At 62.6% G+C, this 17,050-nt stretch carries 17 protein-coding genes and 2 pseudogenes; 8 read left to right on the top strand and 11 right to left on the bottom strand.

The window, feature by feature from the left end:
* Positions 1-227 precede the first annotated feature (227 nt).
* The 9 genes and pseudogenes from CSV86_RS08185 to CSV86_RS08150 all read right to left on the bottom strand — a co-directional run bounded on the left by CSV86_RS08185 (position 228) and on the right by CSV86_RS08150 (position 8,633).
* The gene (locus tag CSV86_RS08185; protein WP_009407079.1) at positions 228-1,640 is read right to left on the bottom strand and encodes an aspartate ammonia-lyase; all 1,413 of its coding nucleotides are present in this window, start codon (positions 1,638-1,640) and stop codon (positions 228-230) included.
* Positions 1,627-2,496, bottom strand: a complete 870-nt coding sequence (locus CSV86_RS08180; protein ID WP_240160469.1) for a LysR family transcriptional regulator — start codon at positions 2,494-2,496, stop codon at positions 1,627-1,629. Before CSV86_RS08180 ends, CSV86_RS08185 begins: the two co-directional genes overlap by 14 nt.
* Positions 2,476-2,525: pseudogene (locus CSV86_RS31785) on the bottom strand (hypothetical protein); the annotation flags it as partial. The pseudogene CSV86_RS31785 and the gene CSV86_RS08180, both read right to left, overlap by 21 nt.
* Positions 2,526-2,632: 107 nt before the next feature.
* On the bottom strand, positions 2,633-3,982 hold the full coding sequence (locus tag CSV86_RS08175) for an MFS transporter (RefSeq protein WP_009407083.1): 1,350 nt from the start codon (positions 3,980-3,982) through the stop codon (positions 2,633-2,635).
* A gap of 196 nt (positions 3,983-4,178) precedes the next feature.
* On the bottom strand, positions 4,179-4,880 hold the full coding sequence (locus CSV86_RS08170) for a helix-turn-helix transcriptional regulator (protein ID WP_009407085.1): 702 nt from the start codon (positions 4,878-4,880) through the stop codon (positions 4,179-4,181).
* 151 nt (positions 4,881-5,031) lie between these two features.
* Positions 5,032-5,868: a TIGR03915 family putative DNA repair protein gene (locus CSV86_RS08165; protein ID WP_009407087.1), complete on the bottom strand. Its 837-nt coding sequence runs from the start codon at positions 5,866-5,868 to the stop codon at positions 5,032-5,034.
* Positions 5,865-7,085: a putative DNA modification/repair radical SAM protein gene (locus CSV86_RS08160; RefSeq protein ID WP_009407089.1), complete on the bottom strand. Its 1,221-nt coding sequence runs from the start codon at positions 7,083-7,085 to the stop codon at positions 5,865-5,867. Before CSV86_RS08160 ends, CSV86_RS08165 begins: the two co-directional genes overlap by 4 nt.
* Positions 7,086-7,167: 82 nt before the next feature.
* Positions 7,168-8,079: a hypothetical protein gene (locus tag CSV86_RS08155; protein WP_009407091.1), complete on the bottom strand. Its 912-nt coding sequence runs from the start codon at positions 8,077-8,079 to the stop codon at positions 7,168-7,170.
* A gap of 110 nt (positions 8,080-8,189) precedes the next feature.
* Positions 8,190-8,633: a CopD family copper resistance protein gene (locus CSV86_RS08150; RefSeq protein ID WP_009407093.1), complete on the bottom strand. Its 444-nt coding sequence runs from the start codon at positions 8,631-8,633 to the stop codon at positions 8,190-8,192.
* A gap of 136 nt (positions 8,634-8,769) precedes the next feature.
* On the opposite strand from CSV86_RS08150, the gene CSV86_RS08145 reads away from it, so the two are divergent.
* From CSV86_RS08145 to CSV86_RS08120, 6 genes are all read left to right on the top strand, one after another.
* On the top strand, positions 8,770-9,387 hold the full coding sequence (locus tag CSV86_RS08145; RefSeq protein ID WP_009407095.1) for an NAD(P)H-binding protein: 618 nt from the start codon (positions 8,770-8,772) through the stop codon (positions 9,385-9,387).
* Positions 9,387-9,749, top strand: coding sequence for a hypothetical protein (locus tag CSV86_RS08140; RefSeq protein WP_009407097.1), 363 nt, complete (start codon positions 9,387-9,389; stop codon positions 9,747-9,749). The genes CSV86_RS08145 and CSV86_RS08140 overlap by 1 nt, the downstream gene beginning before the upstream one ends.
* An 89-nt stretch (positions 9,750-9,838) precedes the next feature.
* Positions 9,839-10,501, top strand: coding sequence for a hypothetical protein (locus tag CSV86_RS08135; protein WP_170394511.1), 663 nt, complete (start codon positions 9,839-9,841; stop codon positions 10,499-10,501).
* Positions 10,498-10,839 carry a hypothetical protein gene (locus CSV86_RS08130; protein ID WP_170394508.1) on the top strand — a complete coding sequence of 114 codons (342 nt, stop codon included), beginning with the start codon at positions 10,498-10,500 and terminating at the stop codon, positions 10,837-10,839. Before CSV86_RS08135 ends, CSV86_RS08130 begins: the two co-directional genes overlap by 4 nt.
* 259 nt (positions 10,840-11,098) lie before the next feature.
* A complete protein-coding gene (locus CSV86_RS08125) occupies positions 11,099-12,196 on the top strand; it encodes a carboxynorspermidine decarboxylase (protein WP_009407099.1) in 1,098 nt (365 codons plus the stop codon).
* Between the two features lie 26 nt (positions 12,197-12,222).
* Entirely contained in the window at positions 12,223-13,458 is a 1,236-nt protein-coding gene (locus tag CSV86_RS08120) for a saccharopine dehydrogenase family protein (RefSeq protein ID WP_009407100.1), read from the top strand.
* A 183-nt stretch (positions 13,459-13,641) separates the two neighbouring features.
* On the opposite strand, the pseudogene CSV86_RS08115 reads toward CSV86_RS08120, so the two are convergent.
* Positions 13,642-14,591 (bottom strand): annotated as a pseudogene (locus CSV86_RS08115) (GlxA family transcriptional regulator).
* A 207-nt stretch (positions 14,592-14,798) separates the two neighbouring features.
* Between CSV86_RS08115 and CSV86_RS08110 the strand changes: the two are divergent.
* Positions 14,799-15,521, top strand: coding sequence for a pirin family protein (locus tag CSV86_RS08110; protein ID WP_009407102.1), 723 nt, complete (start codon positions 14,799-14,801; stop codon positions 15,519-15,521).
* A gap of 26 nt (positions 15,522-15,547) precedes the next feature.
* On the opposite strand, the gene CSV86_RS08105 is transcribed toward CSV86_RS08110, so the two are convergent.
* Entirely contained in the window at positions 15,548-15,841 is a 294-nt protein-coding gene (locus tag CSV86_RS08105) for a DUF1330 domain-containing protein (protein ID WP_009407104.1), read from the bottom strand.
* 79 nt (positions 15,842-15,920) lie between these two features.
* On the opposite strand from CSV86_RS08105, the gene ribBA reads away from it, so the two are divergent.
* Positions 15,921-17,042, top strand: coding sequence for a bifunctional 3,4-dihydroxy-2-butanone-4-phosphate synthase/GTP cyclohydrolase II (gene ribBA / locus CSV86_RS08100; protein WP_009407106.1), 1,122 nt, complete (start codon positions 15,921-15,923; stop codon positions 17,040-17,042).
* The last annotated feature ends 8 nt before the right edge of the window (positions 17,043-17,050 follow it).

The following is a 17,050-nucleotide window of genomic DNA, read 5'->3' as shown; positions in this document are numbered from 1 at the left end:
CGTGGCAATAAGGCCTGCAAGGCGCCCCGGAGAAACACCGTCCGGAATGCTCCGGGGTCGGTAAGGATTTGATTCAATCGGCGCGCGGGAGGTAACTACCCAAAGGAGTGGGGAAGGCTGAAAAAGCAGGTTGGAGAGGCTCGCAGCCAACCTGGAAATGCCCGGGGGAAAAAAAGCACCGCATCAGCGGTGCCCGGCAAAACGCCTTCCAAGCAGAACCTCCGCGTTCAGCTTTCAAACACCGGCCGCGATGCCTTCTCGATCGCCGCCATGGCCTCGGCTTCGCCCATCACTCCGCTCTCGGCCATGATCGCCAGCAACGAGCGTCCCTCATTGACCGACTGCCGCGCCAGCTTGCTGACCTTGGCATAGCCCAGGCGCGGTACCAGCGCGGTGGCGACGGCCATGGAGTCGGTGAGATGGGCCAGGTTGCGCGCCTCATCGGCCTGGATACCGGCGATGCATTTTTCGCGAAAGCGCTGGATCCCCTGGGTAAGCAAGGTGATGCTGTCGAACACCCGCGAGGCCACCACCGGCTCGAAATGGTTGATCTCCAGTTCGCCGGCCTGCACCGCCTGGGCCACGGCGACGTCGTTGCCGATCACCGCGAAGCTGAGCTGGATCATGGCCATCGGCAGTACCGGGTTGACCTTGCCCGGCATGATCGAGGAGCCGGCCTGGGCTTCCGGCAGCTTCAGTTCCCCGACTCCGCCGACCGGGCCGGAAGACAGCTTGGTCAGGTCGCCGGCGATCTTCGCCAGGGCCGCCGCGCAGGTGCGCAGCTCGGCGGAAACGCGGGAGAACACGTCCATGTTCTGCATGGCATCGAAGGCGTTTTCCGGGGCCCGGTAAGCCACGCCGGTGACCTCGCCCAGATGGCGATACACTGCACCTCGATAGGCGGCCGGGGCGCCGAAGCCGGTACCGATGGCGGTACCGCCCAATGGCAGGGTATGCAGCTTGGCCCGCACCGCGACCAGCTCTTCGGCCAGGCGATGGGTGAGCGAAGCGTAGCCGGAGAACAACTGCCCCAGGCGCATCGGCTGGGCATCCTGCAGGCAGGTACGGCCAAGGTGGAGTACGTCGGCGAACTGGACGGCCTTGGCGTCGAACTGCGCGGCAAGCTGGCGGACCTCGTCGATCAGGCCTCCGAGCATGGTGTGAGTAGCGATCTTCAAGGCCGCCGGGTAGACATCGTTGGTCGATTGCGAGGCATTGACCTGGTCGTTGGGATGGACGATGTCATAGCGGCCCGCGGCGTGACCCATGAACAGCTGGGCGCGGTTGGCCACCACCTCGTTGAAGTTCATGTTGGTCGAGGTACCGCCGGAGCCTTCCAGCAGGTCGACGATCAGCGAATCATCGCAGTTGCCGGCGATGATGTCCTGGCAGGCGAGGACGATGGCCTCGCTCTGCTCCGGGGAAATCACCCCGCAGTCCAGGTTGGCCAGGGCGGCGGCCCATTTGCATTGGGCAAAGGCATCGCGGAACGCCGGGTAGTGAGCAATGCTCAGCGGCGAAACGCTGAGATTGTCGAAGCCGCGCACGGTGTTGACGCCGTACAGCTTGCCAGCGGGGATCCGTACTTCGCCGACGTAGTCTTGCTCGATCCGCTCGCCGACGCTTTCAAAAATACTCACGGGAATCTTCCTCATCGATGGTTACCAGTGTTTCGACACCTTTGCCCAAGGCGCTCAGCCGCGGCAGGAAGGTGTCCAGGATTACGTTGCGCGCCGTCTCGCAGGCATCGGCGAAGAAGGCGCTGTATTCGTTGCGACGGGCCACCAGGTACAGCGAGCGCTCCAGGCTCAATTGCGGCACCAGGTGGGCGGTGACGTTTTCCACCCAGGTGCAGGCCTGGAGGAAACACATGGGGCTGGTCACGGCCCAGCCGATGCCATCGGCGACCATGGCGGTCAGGGCGTCGGCGTTGTCCAGTTCCAGGCGGTTGGGCATGCGCACGCCGAGCCCACGCATATGCCGTTCGATCTGCAGGCCCACCTGGGACAGGCGGTTGAAGCGCACCACCGGCAGCACGTTGGCCAGGGCGCGCAGGTCGTCGAGACTCTGCAGCGGTTTGTCCAGTGCCTTCGGGGTGATGACGAAGTAGCGCTCGGTGAACAACCGGTAGCGCACCACGTCGTTGGCGTCCATCAGCGGATCGCTGGTGATGATCAGGTCGAGGTCACGGCGCAGCAGCGACTCGCCCTGTTGCGGGCTGAGGCCGGTGCGTACCGACAGTTGCGCGACCCTTCCCAGCATCTGCCGGGTAAAGGCCGAACCGCAGGTGGCGGCGAAGGAGTCCACCAGGCCGATGCGCAGGTCGGGCTTGACCCCGCGCCCGGCGTCGAGCACCTGTGCCTTGAGGTTGCACAGCTCCTCGCTAAGGATCGCGCCGCGGTTGCGCAAGGCCAGGCCGAACGGCGTCAGGGTCAGCGGCCGGGTGGTGCGATCGACCAGGATCACGCCGAGATCGTCCTCCAGTTGCCGAACCATCTGCGACACCCCGACTGGGAAATCCCCATGCGGCTTGCCGCCCCCGACATGCTGCCCTCCTCGGTCACGGCAACGAACACCTGCACCGCGTACATATCGATAAGCTTGCCGGCTGGCATGGGCATCTCCTCTCGGGTTACTTGGTGTCGGCGAAGCCCAGCGGCGCGGGCTCGCCCTCGCCTTCCGGGCTAACTGCAGCCAAGGCTTCCTGGCTGGTTTCCGGGGCGAACAGATGGCAGAACACTCCGCCGAACAGCAGCACCGCGACACATACGCCCAGGGCGGCATGAATGCCCAGGTGCTGCACGGCAATCGGCAGCAGGAACGTGGCGAAGGCCGAGCCGAAGCGGCTGGCGGCCACCGCCAGGCCGATGCCCGAGGCGCGCAGGTGGGTCGGGAACAGTTCCGGTGGGTAGACGAATTCCAGGTTCACGGCCGCCGCCAGTACGCAGGCGAAGAAACCGAAGGCCAGGATGGTGCCCAGGGGGCCGAACCCGCCATAGGCCAGCACGGCGAGACCGATGGCGCTGAGGTAGAAGGTGCCGACCAGGAAGGCGCGACGGGAAATCCGGTCGATGATCAGCAGGCCGAGCAGCGCGCCGATCATCAACAACACGTTGTAAACCAGGCCGCCGACGAATTTGTCCTGCACATCCAGCGCTTCAAGCACCCGGGGCGAGAAGGTACCGAGGGCGAAGAACGGGATCACCTGGCAGGTGTAGAACACGCAGCCGACCAGGGTATTGCGGCGCCAGCGCCTGCTCATCAGTTCGCCGAGGCCACCGCGTTTCTTCGCCATGGCAGGCGCTGCGGCCGGCAAGGTCACGTGAGGACCGAACCTGGCATGGATGATCGCCAGCGCTTCGGCGCTACGCCCTTTGGCCATCAGCCAGATCGGCGATTCGGGCACGCCCAGGCGCAGCGGCAGGATCAGCAAGGCCGGCACGCCGCTCAACGCCAGCATCAGGCGCCAGGCATCCGGGCCGATATCGCGGATGGCGAAGCCCACCAGGTAAGCCGCGACGTAACCCGCCGCCCAGGCTGCCGCCAGCACACTTAGCAGACGCCCGCGATAACGTCGTGGGGCAAACTCGGTGACCAGCGACTTGGACACGACATAGTCGAAGCCGAGCACCAGGCCCAGCAGCAAGCGCAAGGCCAGCAACTGCTCAGGAGAATTGACGAAGAACTGCGACGCGGAGATTACCGCGAACAGCAGCATGTCCCAGGCGAAGATGGTGCGCCGACCGAACCTGTCGGCCAGCGGACCGGCGAACAGACTGCCGATGAACAAGCCTGCCAGCGACGCCGCGCCGAGCAGCCCCATCCACAGCGCTGTCAATTGCAAAGGCCCCGCCGCCATGCTCACGGCGATGCCGATGATGCCCAACACGAATCCATCGCTGAACTGCCCTCCTGTTCCGCTGAAAACCGTTCGAATATGAAAACGGCTCAACGGAAGGTCTTCGAACGCTACCTGGCTCATTCGTATCTCCACCTGTTGTTCTAGTTGTGGGGACCGGTGTTTGTGACCGGATTACGATCGAGTGTACGGCTGCATATTCAAGGAAACAGCATGTGCAATCGGAGTATCAGGACTGTTGATACTAGCTGCCAGAATCGTTGATAACAGCAGGTTTGCGGGGCATTGGTCGGGGACGTTGCATCCGTGGGGAAGCAGATCATCGTGACAACGAGCTGTCCGTACGCGACGCCGTGGACTGATGGCGCATATAGGTGCGCAGAGCGATCTGCGGGCTACCGCGCCAGGGTTCTTCGCTGGTGAGAATCGCGGCAATGCGGTCGACACGGAAATCGCGGTAGGCCGCGCGGGTGTTGCACCAACTGCCAACCGTCCACTTGCCATCCCAGTAGAACAGGCCGATGGGCTGGATCAGGCGTCGCGAGACCACACCATCAAGGCTGGTGTAGGTGATCTGCAATACCCGCTTGTGCTCGATGGCCTGGCGCAGGGTGCTGAGGTGACCGCGGGTCACCGCGGTGCTGCTGTTCAGCGCGCGGGTCGGGCTCTGTTGCGGATCACTGGTTTGGTGCGGCGCGCTGGCCGCGACCTTGCTGAGCAAGGTGCGGGCGGCACTGGAGAGCTCGTTGTCGGCGCTGCCGGCGAGCATTTCCATGCCCAGGGTCAGGGCGTCCACCTCGATGCGGCTCAGGCGCAGTGGCGGCATCTCGAAAGCGGCGTCGAGGGCGTAGCCGACACCCGTGGTGCCGTAGACCGGTACGCCGCTCAGGGACAGGTCGTCGATATAGCGGTAGATGGAGCGCACGGACACGCCGACCCGTTCGGCCAGGCGCTCGGCGGTGATCGGCTGGTGAACGCGGATCAGGTTCACCAGTTGGAACAGGCGGTCGGCCTTGTGCATGTGAGGTACCTCGTGTCCGTGTTGAATCAAGAGCTTTTCTGTTGTCCTTACGGGCCTCATCGCTGGCAAGCCAGCTCCCACAGGAACCTTGTGGGAGCTGGCTTGTCGGACCGCCGCACCGCAGCGATGAGGCCCTCAGCAACGACACCCGCTAACGGGTCACCACCGAAATCCTTTTCCCACCCTGCTCCGCCACTTCCTGGGCCTGTCCGTCGCGCTGCTTGCCCTGCCTGGCCAGCCCCACCAGCCGGGGAATCAACGGTCCTTCCGGCAGATGCCGCCAGAAGCGTCCCGGCATATGCATGCGCAAGGCATCGGGATTGACCCGCGCCGGGTTGAAAGTGTGGCGGTAATAGGTCAGCCACAGGTCCGCATCAGGGTCATCGGCCTGCTCCGCCCACTGCCGCCATTCAGGCGGACATTGGCGGCGGTAGTCGAAATCCTTGCCGTCGTAGCGGATGCCATCGCGTGAGGTGGCGATCAACCAGCGCTGGCGGCCCAGGCGCTCGGCAAAATGCCCGCTGGCGGTTTCGAGAATGTCATGGGCCGGTTCGTGGAAGGCCACCAGGTCCAGTTGCAGCTGTTCAGCAACCGCCGTCGGCAACGGCACGAAACGAACGAAGGCATGCAGATGGTGCGCCTCGCGGGTGACCTGCTTGATGCGCCGTTGCAGCTCGCTGCCCAGGCGATCGCCCGCGAGCATGGCGGTGCGGTCGCCATGGGCCACCCGCCAGAGCACTTCGTAGAGCAGGTTCCAGCGCTGCTCGCCACGATATCGGGCGGCCAGTTGCAACTGCGCCAACAGTTCCGCCGGCACCTTCGCCCGGAACGGCCCGGGGCCGTCGGGCAAGCCATCGGCCACGGCGAGCAAATCCTGGATCGGGCCCTGCCCCCAGTTCACCTGCGCCGGATCGATGCCATGGCCAAGCAGCACCCGCGCCTGATCGCGCCAGGTGGCGAAGTCATCATCGCAGTCGAGGGCGATCATCCCCACAACCCCATCTGCACCGGCGCCACCGGGTCACGCAGGCGGGCACGCAGCAGGCCGCTGCGGGTTTCCGCCAGGGCCGGACGGTAGTCGCTGGTAACGATGAACGGCCTGGCCTTGTCCAGCACGCAGCGCAACTGGATCAGGTCGTCGTAGCGCACCCGTCGCTCGCGACGCAGCGCCACCAGGCGCTGTACGCTGCGCAGGCCGATACCCGGGATACGCGCCAGCAGGGCCGGCTCGGCCCGGTTGATATCCACCGGGAACACCTCGCGGTTGGACAGCGCCCAGGCCAGCTTGGGGTCGATGTCCAGGGCAAGGTTGCTCGCCTCGCTGAGCAGCTCGCCGGCCTTGTAGCCGTAGCCGCGCATCAGGAAGTCGGCCTGGTACAGGCGGTGCTCGCGCAACAGCGGTGGTGCGGCCAGGGGCACGCTATCGGGGCTGTCGGGGATCGGGCTGAAGGCGGAGTAGTACACGCGCTTGAGGCCGTAGCCCTGATAAAGCGATTCGGCATTGCGCAGGATGGTGCGGTCGTCCGAAGTGTCGGCACCGACGATCATCTGCGTGCTCTGCCCGGCCGGCGTGAAACGCGGCGCCCTCGCCTCGCCGGCCACCGCCTGCTGCCCGCGATGGATGGTGCCCATGGCCTGGCGGATGGTGGCCACCTGCTTTTCCGGAGCCAGGCGCTTGAGGCTGGCATCGCTGGGCAGCTCGATATTGACGCTGAGGCGGTCGGCCAGGCGTCCGGCTTCCTCGATCAGCAGCGGGTCGGCGTCGGGAATGGTCTTCAGGTGGATATAGCCGCGGAAGTCGTGCTCCTCGCGCAGCAGGCGGGCCACCCGGACCAATTGCTCCATGGTGTAGTCCGCCGAGCGGATGATGCCCGAGCTGAGAAACAGCCCGCTGATGCAGTTGCGCCGGTAGAAATCCAGGGTCAAGCGCACCACTTCCTCGGGCGTGAAGCGCGCCCGCGGCACGTTGCTGGAACGGCGGTTTACACAGTACTGGCAGTCGTACAGGCAGAAGTTGGTGAGCAGCACCTTGAGCAGCGAGACGCAGCGCCCGTCGGGCGTATAGCTGTGGCAGATGCCCATGCCGTTGGTCGCGCCAAGCCCGTCGCTGCCCTTCGAGCTGCGCTTGGGGGCGCCACTGCTGGCGCAGGATGCGTCGTACTTGGCGGCATCGGCGAGGATGCCGAGCTTGGCGATGAGTTGCATGGGGAGCCTTTCCCGAATACTGAATATCCATACAGTATTTCGAGATCAACCGGAGTGCAAGAGCCTGTTGTCGGTCGCGCGATCAGTCGGTAGCGGGCTGGACCGTGCTGGCCCAGCAGGTTGCATATTCATTGTGTGCATCGATGACGGCATGCGCGGCGGCGAGCGCGGTCATGTCGTTACCAGGCATGAGTTGTTCCGACGTCGTGTCCGTTGATTCGCTTGCTTGCTTGCGCACAAGGGCCTCGACCGCCTTGCGAGTGTCGAACGAACTCTTGGTGATGGCGTCGCTGACGTTCGACTGCAGCTTGACCACATCGCCAAGCACGCGCTGTTTATGCTTGCTGGCAAGCTTGAGCGCTTCCTCGATATCAGCCTGCTCGGCTTGCATTTGGTGCATGGCCATCATCATCAATTTTGGAGACGGTTCCTGCGGCCGGTTCTTTTTCGGCAACCGCTGGATGAAAGCACGGTTCGTGGTGAAATCGGCGACCAGCGTCTCCTGCTCGCCGGCGAGCGCGGTCTTGCGCGATATCAGCCCTTGGACGGCCTCCCCCTTCGGCGCGTAAGCAAGGATTACCTGAGAAGTCCTCTGCGCGCATGACAAATAGTCCACCGCATCCTTGTAGATCTTGCGTTGCTCCTTGTAGTTGCCCCACTCCTCCAGACCGAAAGCGGTGGCGATGATTGCTGCGGAGGATTTGTAGAGGTCGGATCCGGAGTGGGTGGCAGCGCCGACCGCCGCCGTGGCGGCCCCGAACAAAGCCAGGGCGCTCAAGGTACTTCTGTTGGTCGCAGCACCGTTGATGTAAGGGAGATAATGTTTTTTCAGAAGATCGATCGCATAGGACGGCTGCGGCTTATCCAACGGTTCGCCTTTCTCGTTGAACGCCGGGGTGGGGTCCATGTAGTCAGGCTCTTTCAGGTTCCTGAATGAGCAAGCGGTCAACGAAAGCCCCACGAGGACGATAACAAGCGTACGAATAACAGACATGCCGACATCCTTGCAAGCAGTGATAGCCAAATAGAATCACGGCATTCTGAATTGCGCCAGTTTGTTGAGCGCTTCCTGGTCGGTTCCGATTGGAAAAGGTCGTTTTTGCTTTACCAGCTCAAATAGAACATGCCCTTGGCCAGCACCACGATCAGCAACAGATGAGTAAAGACGCTGGCATGGATGAAGCGAACCGCCTGCGCCGTCATGCGCCCGCTGCGCATCAGCCAAAGCGCGGTGACGAAGTGCCCGAGCACGCTGATCGCGACAAGGATCTTCACCCCCAGCAAGGTGCCGAAGGGCGATGTCCAGGGTGTTGCCAACTGCGCCATGTAGCGCTCGCGGACCATGCCGGCCCCGGCACCGAACAACACCAGCAACACCCAGGGCATCAGCCGCCGGGCGCGTTGGCCGACAGCGTGTTCGAGCATCATCATCATGCGATCGGGCAACTGGCGACGGATCCCGCCGAGAAACAGCACTTCGAAGAACACGGTGCCGATAAAGACGATGGCAGCGAACAGGTGCAGGGTCAGCAGAACGGGATAGATCATGGCGGGGCCTTATTGTGCCGGCCAGACTAACCGTGCTGCGGCACTCCGGGCTTGACGCCCGTCAAGCCGGTGGAACTCCGCTCCGGCGCGGTATTTCGAATGTCATATCGACAGCCGCTTCGCCAGGAGGCACCCGATGCATAACCTCGAAACCCCGCGCCTGAAGCTGGGCGTATTCAATCCGCTGGACAGCCTCGGCCAGGCGCTGATCGCCGCCGCGCTGCATCGCCAGTACGAAGTGAGCGCGCTGCTCGACGATCTCAATGGCATCACCGCGCGTCCCGGCTTGCGCTGCAAGCTGGGCAGCCTGGAGTCGGTTGAGACGGTAAAGCAGGCGATTGCCGGGCTGGATGGGGTATTCGCCTGCCTTGGCGGGGAACGCCAGGAAGACCTGCCGGCGCACTGTGGTTGCCTTATCGACGGTGCGCTCGCCCTTGGTGATGCCGGCGCGCCGCGATTGTTCCTGGTTGGCCGCTGGGAATGGTTGGTGGACTCCGACGACAGCGACGACGAAGCCCTGGGTGCGGGGCTGCGGCGCAGCCTGGACGCCAGCGGACTGGACTGGACGCTGGTGGAAATGCCGCCATTGGCAGCCGGGTTGCGGGTCGATGATTTCAGTGGCGAGGCCACGACCATCGGCAGCGAGGCCCGACGGGCGCTGGACTGTGCCGAGGCACTGCTCGACGAGCTGCGCCTTGGGCTGCACCGGCATCAGTGCCTGCGCTTGCGCGGCGCAAACGGAGGGCGTGATTGATGTCCGGCCCCGATGCGCTTCATCAGATCTTCGGCCTGGTGCTGCTGGCCATGGCCTTCAGCGCGTTCATTCTGTTCGTACGAAGTTATCGACCGGCGGGCGTAAGCGGGCGTTGGTACGACCTGGTGCTGGGCTTTATCGCCCTGTGGCTGGCGTTGTGGCCGGAGCTGGGTCATTTCATCGGAGACCCGAGCCTGGCCAGAGGGCTGGGGCTGCTGCTGCAAGGCATCGCTACGGCGGCGGGGTGCATTCTCGGGGCCTTGGTGGCGAAGGCCTTGCGCTTGTTGCTGCTTGAAAGACGACGGCCTGTGCAGAACAGAAACCATGAGCCAGACCAGAAACACGGCAGGACTCCGCGGTAGAAATCAGGCTTTCGCCTACTCGCTTGATCGTTTGGGTTCTGCCATCCTGCAACGATGCCTAATAGCCATCACCGCAGACGATATCCCGAATGACCTACATAACGCGAATTTGTTACAACGAATCCAACTGGCAGCATCCAACCGGGAGCGCAACGGAGGCCAGGACGACTTATTACTCCCGGCATCGTTACGGTCACGAGGAATGGCTGTTCCGCTTCGAGTGGCAGATTGGCGGTTGGCAGTACGGATTTCTTCAGGGTGTGAACAAGGGGCGTAAAACCCGGCTCAAGTCTGGAGAACGTGCTGGAGAAGTGGTTCTTTTCACGATCACTCCCCGCGGACGTCGTTACGTAGCCAGAATCAGGCATATCGAGTTCCTGGACGAAGCGCAAAGCAATGCCGCGCTGGAAATCTATAAAAGGAATGGCTGGTTCAAGCAGATGTTGAAGGAGATCGACAAGGTCGAAGGTGTCAAGGAAAGCCTGGGAAATACCAACTGGGCCCGTTACATGCTGAATGTCCGCTTTCGCCCGGAAGATGTCGAATGGTTTCCCGAGGATACCCTGGCGACATCCAGTGATCCGGTCATGCACTGGAATCGCTACCAATTGATCGCGCCGGATCAGGACTATGTGGTGCCTGAAACGGGTGTTAAACGTCCTGTCAGGATTGGCGTGAGCGTCCCCCGCAGCAGCGTAACTACTTCAGGAACGGGTCGGAGGGGCGCGAATGCTCGCCCGAACACGACATGATTCGCAGCGCACTGTGTCAGGAGCTCGAATGGGAATATCCAGACGCGAAGATCGTTTGCGAAGAGAACTACGTGGACGTCACGGTCGTCACCGCCAGCGAGCGTGTCCTGTTTGAAGTCAAGTCGGACTTGTCGACCCGTCGCGTATTGCGCCTGGCAATCGGTCAGTTGCTGGAGTACGCCTGGTACTGGGAGCCGCACACTGATCGGAACACCCGACTGGTGGCAGTAGGCAGAACGTCGCTCGACGCAGCCGACAGTAGCTATCTCGACTTCCTCTCTAAGACACTCGGGCTCCCCTTGAGCTATCGCCAGGTCAAGCTTCCATCGGAAGCCTGAACACTTTATGGCAACGCGCTTGCAGGGCTATCCGCAGTTGCGAAGGTGGGATTAAGACAGACCCCGGCGAACTTCCCGACGGTCATCCCACCCGCCTCAGACCTCGCGTAACATTTCGCAACCCCTTATTCAGCAAAACGCCATCGCCGTGCGCTTCCCGGCCATCGATACCGGCAAAAGCGCATCCCGCCCTTTCGATATGTATCGAGTACGGGCACAATGCGGCTCTTTTTTTGGCTGGCCTACCCGGAGCCTCGAAGTGATCAAGACCCCGTACTACCTCATCGACAAACAAAAGCTGCTGGGCAACCTGGAGAAGATCGCCTATGTGCGCGAGAAATCCGGGGCCAAGGCCCTGCTTGCGCTGAAGTGCTTCGCCACCTGGTCGGTGTTCGACCTGATGCAGCAGTACATGGACGGCACCACTTCGTCCTCGCTCTACGAGCTCAAGCTCGGCCGCCAGAAGTTCGTCGGCGAGACCCACGCCTACAGCGTGGCCTGGGCCGACGACGAGATCGACGAGATGCTGGTCAACTGCGACAAGATCATCTTCAACTCCATCGGCCAGTTGCAGCGCTTTGCCGAGGCGTCCGAGGGCAAGGTCCGCGGTCTGCGGGTCAATCCGCAGGTGAGCAGCTCCGACTACCTGCTGGCCGACCCGGCGCGCCCGTTCAGCCGCCTCGGCGAATGGGATCCGGTCAAGGTCGAAGGCGTGATCGAGCAGATCTCCGGCTTCATGTTCCACAATAATTGCGAGAACGGCGATTTCGACCTGTTCGACAAGATGCTCGGCACCATCGAGGAGCGCTTCGGCCACCTGTTGCACCAGGTCGAGTGGGTCAGCCTGGGCGGCGGCATCCACTTCACCGGCGAGGGCTACGCCCTGGATGCGTTCTGCGCGCGCCTGAAGTCGTTCTCCGAAACCTACGGCGTGCAGGTCTACCTGGAGCCGGGCGAAGCGGCGATCACCAACAGCGCCTCGCTGGAAGTGACCGTGCTCGACACCCTTTACAACGGCAAGCACCTGGCCGTGGTCGACAGCTCGATCGAAGCGCACATGCTCGACCTGCTGATCTACCGCCTCAACGCCAAGATGGCCCCCAACGATGGCGAGCATACCTGGATGGTCTGCGGTAAATCGTGCCTGGCCGGCGACATCTTCGGCGAGTACCAATTCGATCGTCCGCTGACCATCGGCGATCGGCTGTCGTTCATCGACGCCGCTGGCTACACCATGGTCAAGAAAAACTGGTTCAACGGCCTGAAAATGCCGTCCATCGTAGTGAAACAACTCGACGGTAGCGTCGAGGTGGTTCGTGAGTTCGGTTTCGAAGACTACCTGTCCAGCCTTTCCTGAGCTGGCAGATAAGGAGAGATAGAGAATTGAAGAAGAACGTTCTTATCATTGGTGCAGGAGGTGTCGCCAAGGTGGTGGCCCACAAGTGCGCGCAGCACAACGACGAACTCGGTCGTATTGCAATTGCGTCGCGGAACATCTCCAAATGCCAGGCCATCATCGACAGCGTCAAGGCCAAGGGTAGCCTCAAGGTACCCGCCGACATCCAGGCCTTTTCGCTCAATGCCCTGGATGTCGAGGCGACCAAGGCGCTGATCCGCGAGACCGAATCGCAGATCGTGATCAACGTCGGCTCCGCCTTCCTCAACATGTCGGTGCTGCGTGCCTGCATCGATACCGGTGTCGCCTACCTGGACACCGCAATCCACGAAGAACCGGGCAAGATCTGCGAAACCCCGCCCTGGTATGGCAACTACGAGTGGAAACACCTCGAGGAATGCCAGCAGAAGAACATTACCGCCATTCTCGGTGTCGGCTTCGACCCGGGTGTGGTCAACGCCTACGCGGCGCTGGCGAAGCAACAGTACTTCGACCGCATCGACTCGATCGACATTCTCGACGTCAATGCCGGGTCGCACGGCAAGTACTTCGCCACCAACTTCGATCCGGAAATCAACTTCCGTGAATTCACCGGACAGGTATGGAGCTGGCAGAACAGCCAGTGGACCAGCAACACCATGTTCGAAGTGAAGCGTACCGACGACCTGCCGGTAGTCGGCTCGCAGAATCTCTACCTCACCGGCCACGATGAAGTGCACTCGCTGTCGAAGAACCTCGACGTGCCCAACGTGCGTTTCTGGATGAGCTTCGGCGAGCATTACATCAATGTGTTCACCGTACTGAAGAACCTCGGCCTGCTCTCCGAACAGCCGGTAAAAACCGCCGAAGGCCTGGAAGTGGTGCCATTGAAAGTGGTCAAGGCCGTATTGCCGGATCCGGCCTCGCTGGCCCCCGGCTACACCGGCAAGACCTGCATCGGCGACCTGGTCAAGGGCACCAAGGATGGCCAGCCGCGCGAGGTCTTCATCTACAACGTGGCCGACCACGAGGAAGCCTACGCCGAGACCGACAGCCAGGGCATTTCCTACACTGCCGGCGTACCGCCAGTGGCGGCGGCCCTGCTGGTCGCCCGCGGCCAGTGGGACGTGCAGCGCATGGTCAACGTCGAGGAACTGCCGGCCGAACCGTTCCTGCACGCCCTTGACGTGATGGGTCTGCCGACCCGGGTCAAGGACGAGAACGGCGATCGCCCGTGGGCTTGATAGAGTCCGCTGCGTAAAAAAGAGGGGCGCCTGAGAAGGCGCCCTTTTTCGTTATGAATCTCTCAGGACTGACACGGAACCCTGTGGGAGCTGGCTTGCCAGCGATAGCTGTAGTGAATTCACCATCGTAATCGCTGGCAAGCCAGCTCCCACAGGGTCCGCGATCGGCTCTTGATACTCGTCCTAGCCGAATTGCTCACGGTATTCGCTGGGGGTCACGCCCAGCCTTTCGCTGAACACCTGGCGCATGTAGCGCACGCTGCCAAAGCCGCTGCGCCAGGCCACGGTCTTCAGTGGCAGGTCCTCGTTTTCCAGCAATGCCCGAGCCCGGTCGATGCGGGCGTTCTGCAGGAAAGCCATCGGCGTCATGTTGACCTCGCGCATGAACACCCGGGAAAAATGCCGCGGGCTCATGGCCGCCAGCGCCGCCATGCGCGCGATGCCGAACGGTTCGTCGAGATGGGCCAGTACATGGTTCTGAACCCGGGTGATCGGCGTCTCTTCCTTGGCCACCTCCCCCGCCAGTGGGCTGAAACGCGCCTGGCCACCCTGGCGCTTCATCACCACCAGCAATACCTTGGCCACGTCCTGGGCGACCTTCTTGCCGTGATCCTCGGCAACCACCGCCAGGGCCAGGTCAATACCCGCCGTAACCCCACCGGAGGTGATCAACTGGCGATCACGCACGAAGATCTGGTCGGTTTCCACCCGGGTTTTCGGAAACGCCCTGATCAACCGCTCGGTGTAGTGCCAGTGAGTGGTCGAGCGGTAGCCGTCGAGCAGCCCGGCATGCCCGAGAATGAAGGCACCAGTGCAGATCGATCCATAGCACCGAGCACGCGTGGCCACATCCTTCAGCCACAGGCTCAGCGGTGGACAGATCTCGTTGTAGCCCCCGGCCCACCGGGAACCAGCAATAGGTCCCACTGCCCTTGCCGGGGATCGATCACGGCATCCGACAGCACACTGATGCCGTTCGAAGCACGGATCGCCCCCGGCACGGCCCCGAGGGTGGTGATCCGGTAATGGTCCTCGGGCTTGAGGTAGCGGTTGGCAATGGAGAACACCTCCAGCGGCCCCGCCATGTCGAGCAGGAGAAAATCCGGGAATAACACCATGGCCACGCTTTTCATCGAAACAAGTCACCGCAGATCAGGAGAACAGTGCGACGCATTATGACCTTTCCTGCAGACGGATCGAAAAACGGCGAAAGATTGTCCACCATGAGAGGACAGTAATTCCATCTCAACCTACTTATTGCTCGCCGAGGTAAACAGTAATCTACCTCCATCAAAACGCGGTTGCTCTTTCGCAACCCCGACCTGACAAGGAGATACATCATGCTGACCCTGCGCAAAGCTTCCGACCGCGGCCTGGCCAACCATGGCTGGCTGAAGTCCTTCCACACCTTCTCCTTCGCTCATTACCGTAACCCGGCCGAGCAAGGTTTTTCCGACCTGCTGGTAATCAATGACGACCGGGTCAGCGAAGGCAAGGGTTTCGGCCAGCACCCGCACCGCGACATGGAGATTTTCTCCTACGTGCTCGAAGGCGCGCTGGAGCACAAGGACAGCATGGGGACCGGCTCGGTGATCCGCCCGGGCGACGTGCAACTGATGAGCGCGGGCCGTGGCGTCACCCACAGCGAGTTCAACCACTCCCATGACGAGCCGGTGCACTTCCTGCAGATCTGGATCGTTCCGGCGGTGGTGGGTGCCGAACCGCGCTACCAGCAAGCGCACTACGGCGCCGAGGAAAAACGCGGTCGGCTGAAGCTGATCATCTCGCCGGACGGCGCCGACGGTTCGCTGCAGATCCGCCAGGACGCACGGGTCTATGCCGGCCTGTTCGATGGCCAGGAAAGCGCCACCCTGAAACTGCCGGCCGCGCGCAATGCCTACGTCCATGTGGCCCGCGGCAGCGTGGTGCTCAACGGCCTGCAACTGAACGAAGGCGACGGCGTGCGCCTGCGTCAGGAGCAGATCCTTGAACTGCGCGATGGCGAGGATGCCGAAGTGCTGGTATTCGACCTGCGACCGCACGAACTGCCTGGAATGGCCTGAGCCGCATCACTACGAGCCCTGGAGAGTCAGGGCTCGTAGCCTTCCACGATGATCACTTCCGCCTTGGCCACCCCCTGCCGGTGGCTGCAGGCTTCCTGATACTGCGCCGAGCGATAGCACGCCACGGCCTGCTCATACGAGTCGAACTCGATCACCACGCTGCGCTGCGGGGTCGCTCGTCCCTCCATCGCCTCGCTGCGCCCGCCCCGGGCCAGCAACTTGCCACCGAATGCCGCGAAAGCCGCCGGTGCGCGCTGGGTGTACTGCTGGTACTGCTGTGGATCCGTTACATCGACGTGGGCGATCCAGTAGGCCTTCATGGGTCAAGCTCCTCTTGGCGGAATATATTAGTATTATGGTATACCATAATTTTTTACGAACCACAGTGAGCGCGCGGCAATGGCTTTCAACAGCATCGAAGAAATCCTTGAAGATTACCGCCAGGGCAGGATGGTCCTGCTGGTTGACGATGAGGACCGTGAAAACGAAGGCGACCTGCTGATTGCCGCCGAGCGTTGCGACGCCGGCGCGATCAGCTTCATGGCCCGCGAGGCGCGCGGCCTGATCTGCCTGACCCTGACCGACGAGCACTGCCAGCGCCTGGGGCTGGAGCAGATGGTGCCGGCCAATGGCAGTGCATTCAGCACGGCCTTTACCGTATCGATCGAAGCGGCGCGCGGGGTCACCACCGGCATTTCCGCTGCCGATCGTGCCTGCACGGTAGCGGCTGCGGTCGCCCCGGGTGCGACCGCCAACGACCTGGTCCAGCCCGGGCATATCTTTCCCCTGCGCGCGCGAGAAGGCGGCGTGCTGACCCGGGCCGGGCATACCGAGGCCGGTTGCGACCTTGCACGGCTGGCCGGCTTCTCCCCCGCTTCGGTGATCGTCGAGGTATTGAACGATGACGGCAGCATGGCCCGGCGTCCGGACCTGGAGATCTTCGCAGCCAGGCATGGCATCAAGATCGGAACCATTGCCGACCTGATCCATTACCGCTTGAGCACCGAACAGACGGTCAAGCGCATTGGCGAGCGGGAACTGCCGACGGTGCATGGCACGTTCCGCCTGGTGACCTACGAAGACCGCATCGAAGGTGGTGTGCACATGGCCATGGTCATGGGCGACATCCGCCGCGAACAGCCGACCTTGGTGCGGGTGCATGTGATCGATCCACTGCGCGACCTGGTCGGAGCCGAGTACGCCGGGCCGGCGAACTGGACCTTATGGGCAGCGTTGCAGAAGGTCGCGGCCGAAGGCACCGGGGTGGTGGTCATTCTTGCCAACCATGAATCGTCGCAAGCCCTGCTGGAGCGGGTACCGCACCTGACCCAGCCGCCACGGCCGTACCAGCGCGGCACGAGCAGAACCTACTCCGAAGTGGGCACCGGGGCCCAGATCCTGCAGGACCTGGGCGTAGGCAAGCTGCGCCATCTCGGCCCGCCGCTGAAATATGCTGGCTTGACCGGGTATGACCTGGAGGTGGTGCAGAGCATTCCGTTTGAAGAAGGGATGGTGGGCTGACCTTGCCA

It is taken from the genome of Pseudomonas bharatica CSV86 (genome assembly GCF_000319305.2).
Classification (GTDB): Bacteria; Pseudomonadota; Gammaproteobacteria; order Pseudomonadales; family Pseudomonadaceae; genus Aquipseudomonas; species Aquipseudomonas bharatica.
The sequence above is the reverse complement of the archived record's forward strand: the minus strand, read 5'-3'. Positions and strand labels throughout refer to the sequence as shown.

Bases quoted from the DNA above. Each gene is read 5' to 3' on its own strand.
- CSV86_RS08180 (WP_240160469.1), bottom strand. From the start codon at position 2,496: ATGGTTCGGCAACTGGAGGACGATCTCGGCGTGATCCTGGTCGATCGC.
- CSV86_RS08175 (WP_009407083.1), bottom strand. From the start codon at position 3,982: ATGAGCCAGGTAGCGTTCGAAGACCTTCCGTTGAGCCGTTTTCATATT.
- CSV86_RS08170 (WP_009407085.1), bottom strand. From the start codon at position 4,880: ATGCACAAGGCCGACCGCCTGTTCCAACTGGTGAACCTGATCCGCGTT.
- CSV86_RS08165 (WP_009407087.1), bottom strand. From the start codon at position 5,868: ATGATCGCCCTCGACTGCGATGATGACTTCGCCACCTGGCGCGATCAG.
- CSV86_RS08160 (WP_009407089.1), bottom strand. From the start codon at position 7,085: ATGCAACTCATCGCCAAGCTCGGCATCCTCGCCGATGCCGCCAAGTAC.
- CSV86_RS08155 (WP_009407091.1), bottom strand. From the start codon at position 8,079: ATGTCTGTTATTCGTACGCTTGTTATCGTCCTCGTGGGGCTTTCGTTG.
- CSV86_RS08150 (WP_009407093.1), bottom strand. From the start codon at position 8,633: ATGATCTATCCCGTTCTGCTGACCCTGCACCTGTTCGCTGCCATCGTC.
- CSV86_RS08145 (WP_009407095.1), top strand. From the start codon at position 8,770: ATGCATAACCTCGAAACCCCGCGCCTGAAGCTGGGCGTATTCAATCCG.
- CSV86_RS08140 (WP_009407097.1), top strand. From the start codon at position 9,387: ATGTCCGGCCCCGATGCGCTTCATCAGATCTTCGGCCTGGTGCTGCTG.
- CSV86_RS08135 (WP_170394511.1), top strand. From the start codon at position 9,839: ATGACCTACATAACGCGAATTTGTTACAACGAATCCAACTGGCAGCAT.
- CSV86_RS08130 (WP_170394508.1), top strand. From the start codon at position 10,498: ATGATTCGCAGCGCACTGTGTCAGGAGCTCGAATGGGAATATCCAGAC.
- CSV86_RS08110 (WP_009407102.1), top strand. From the start codon at position 14,799: ATGCTGACCCTGCGCAAAGCTTCCGACCGCGGCCTGGCCAACCATGGC.
- CSV86_RS08105 (WP_009407104.1), bottom strand. From the start codon at position 15,841: ATGAAGGCCTACTGGATCGCCCACGTCGATGTAACGGATCCACAGCAG.
- ribBA (WP_009407106.1), top strand. From the start codon at position 15,921: ATGGCTTTCAACAGCATCGAAGAAATCCTTGAAGATTACCGCCAGGGC.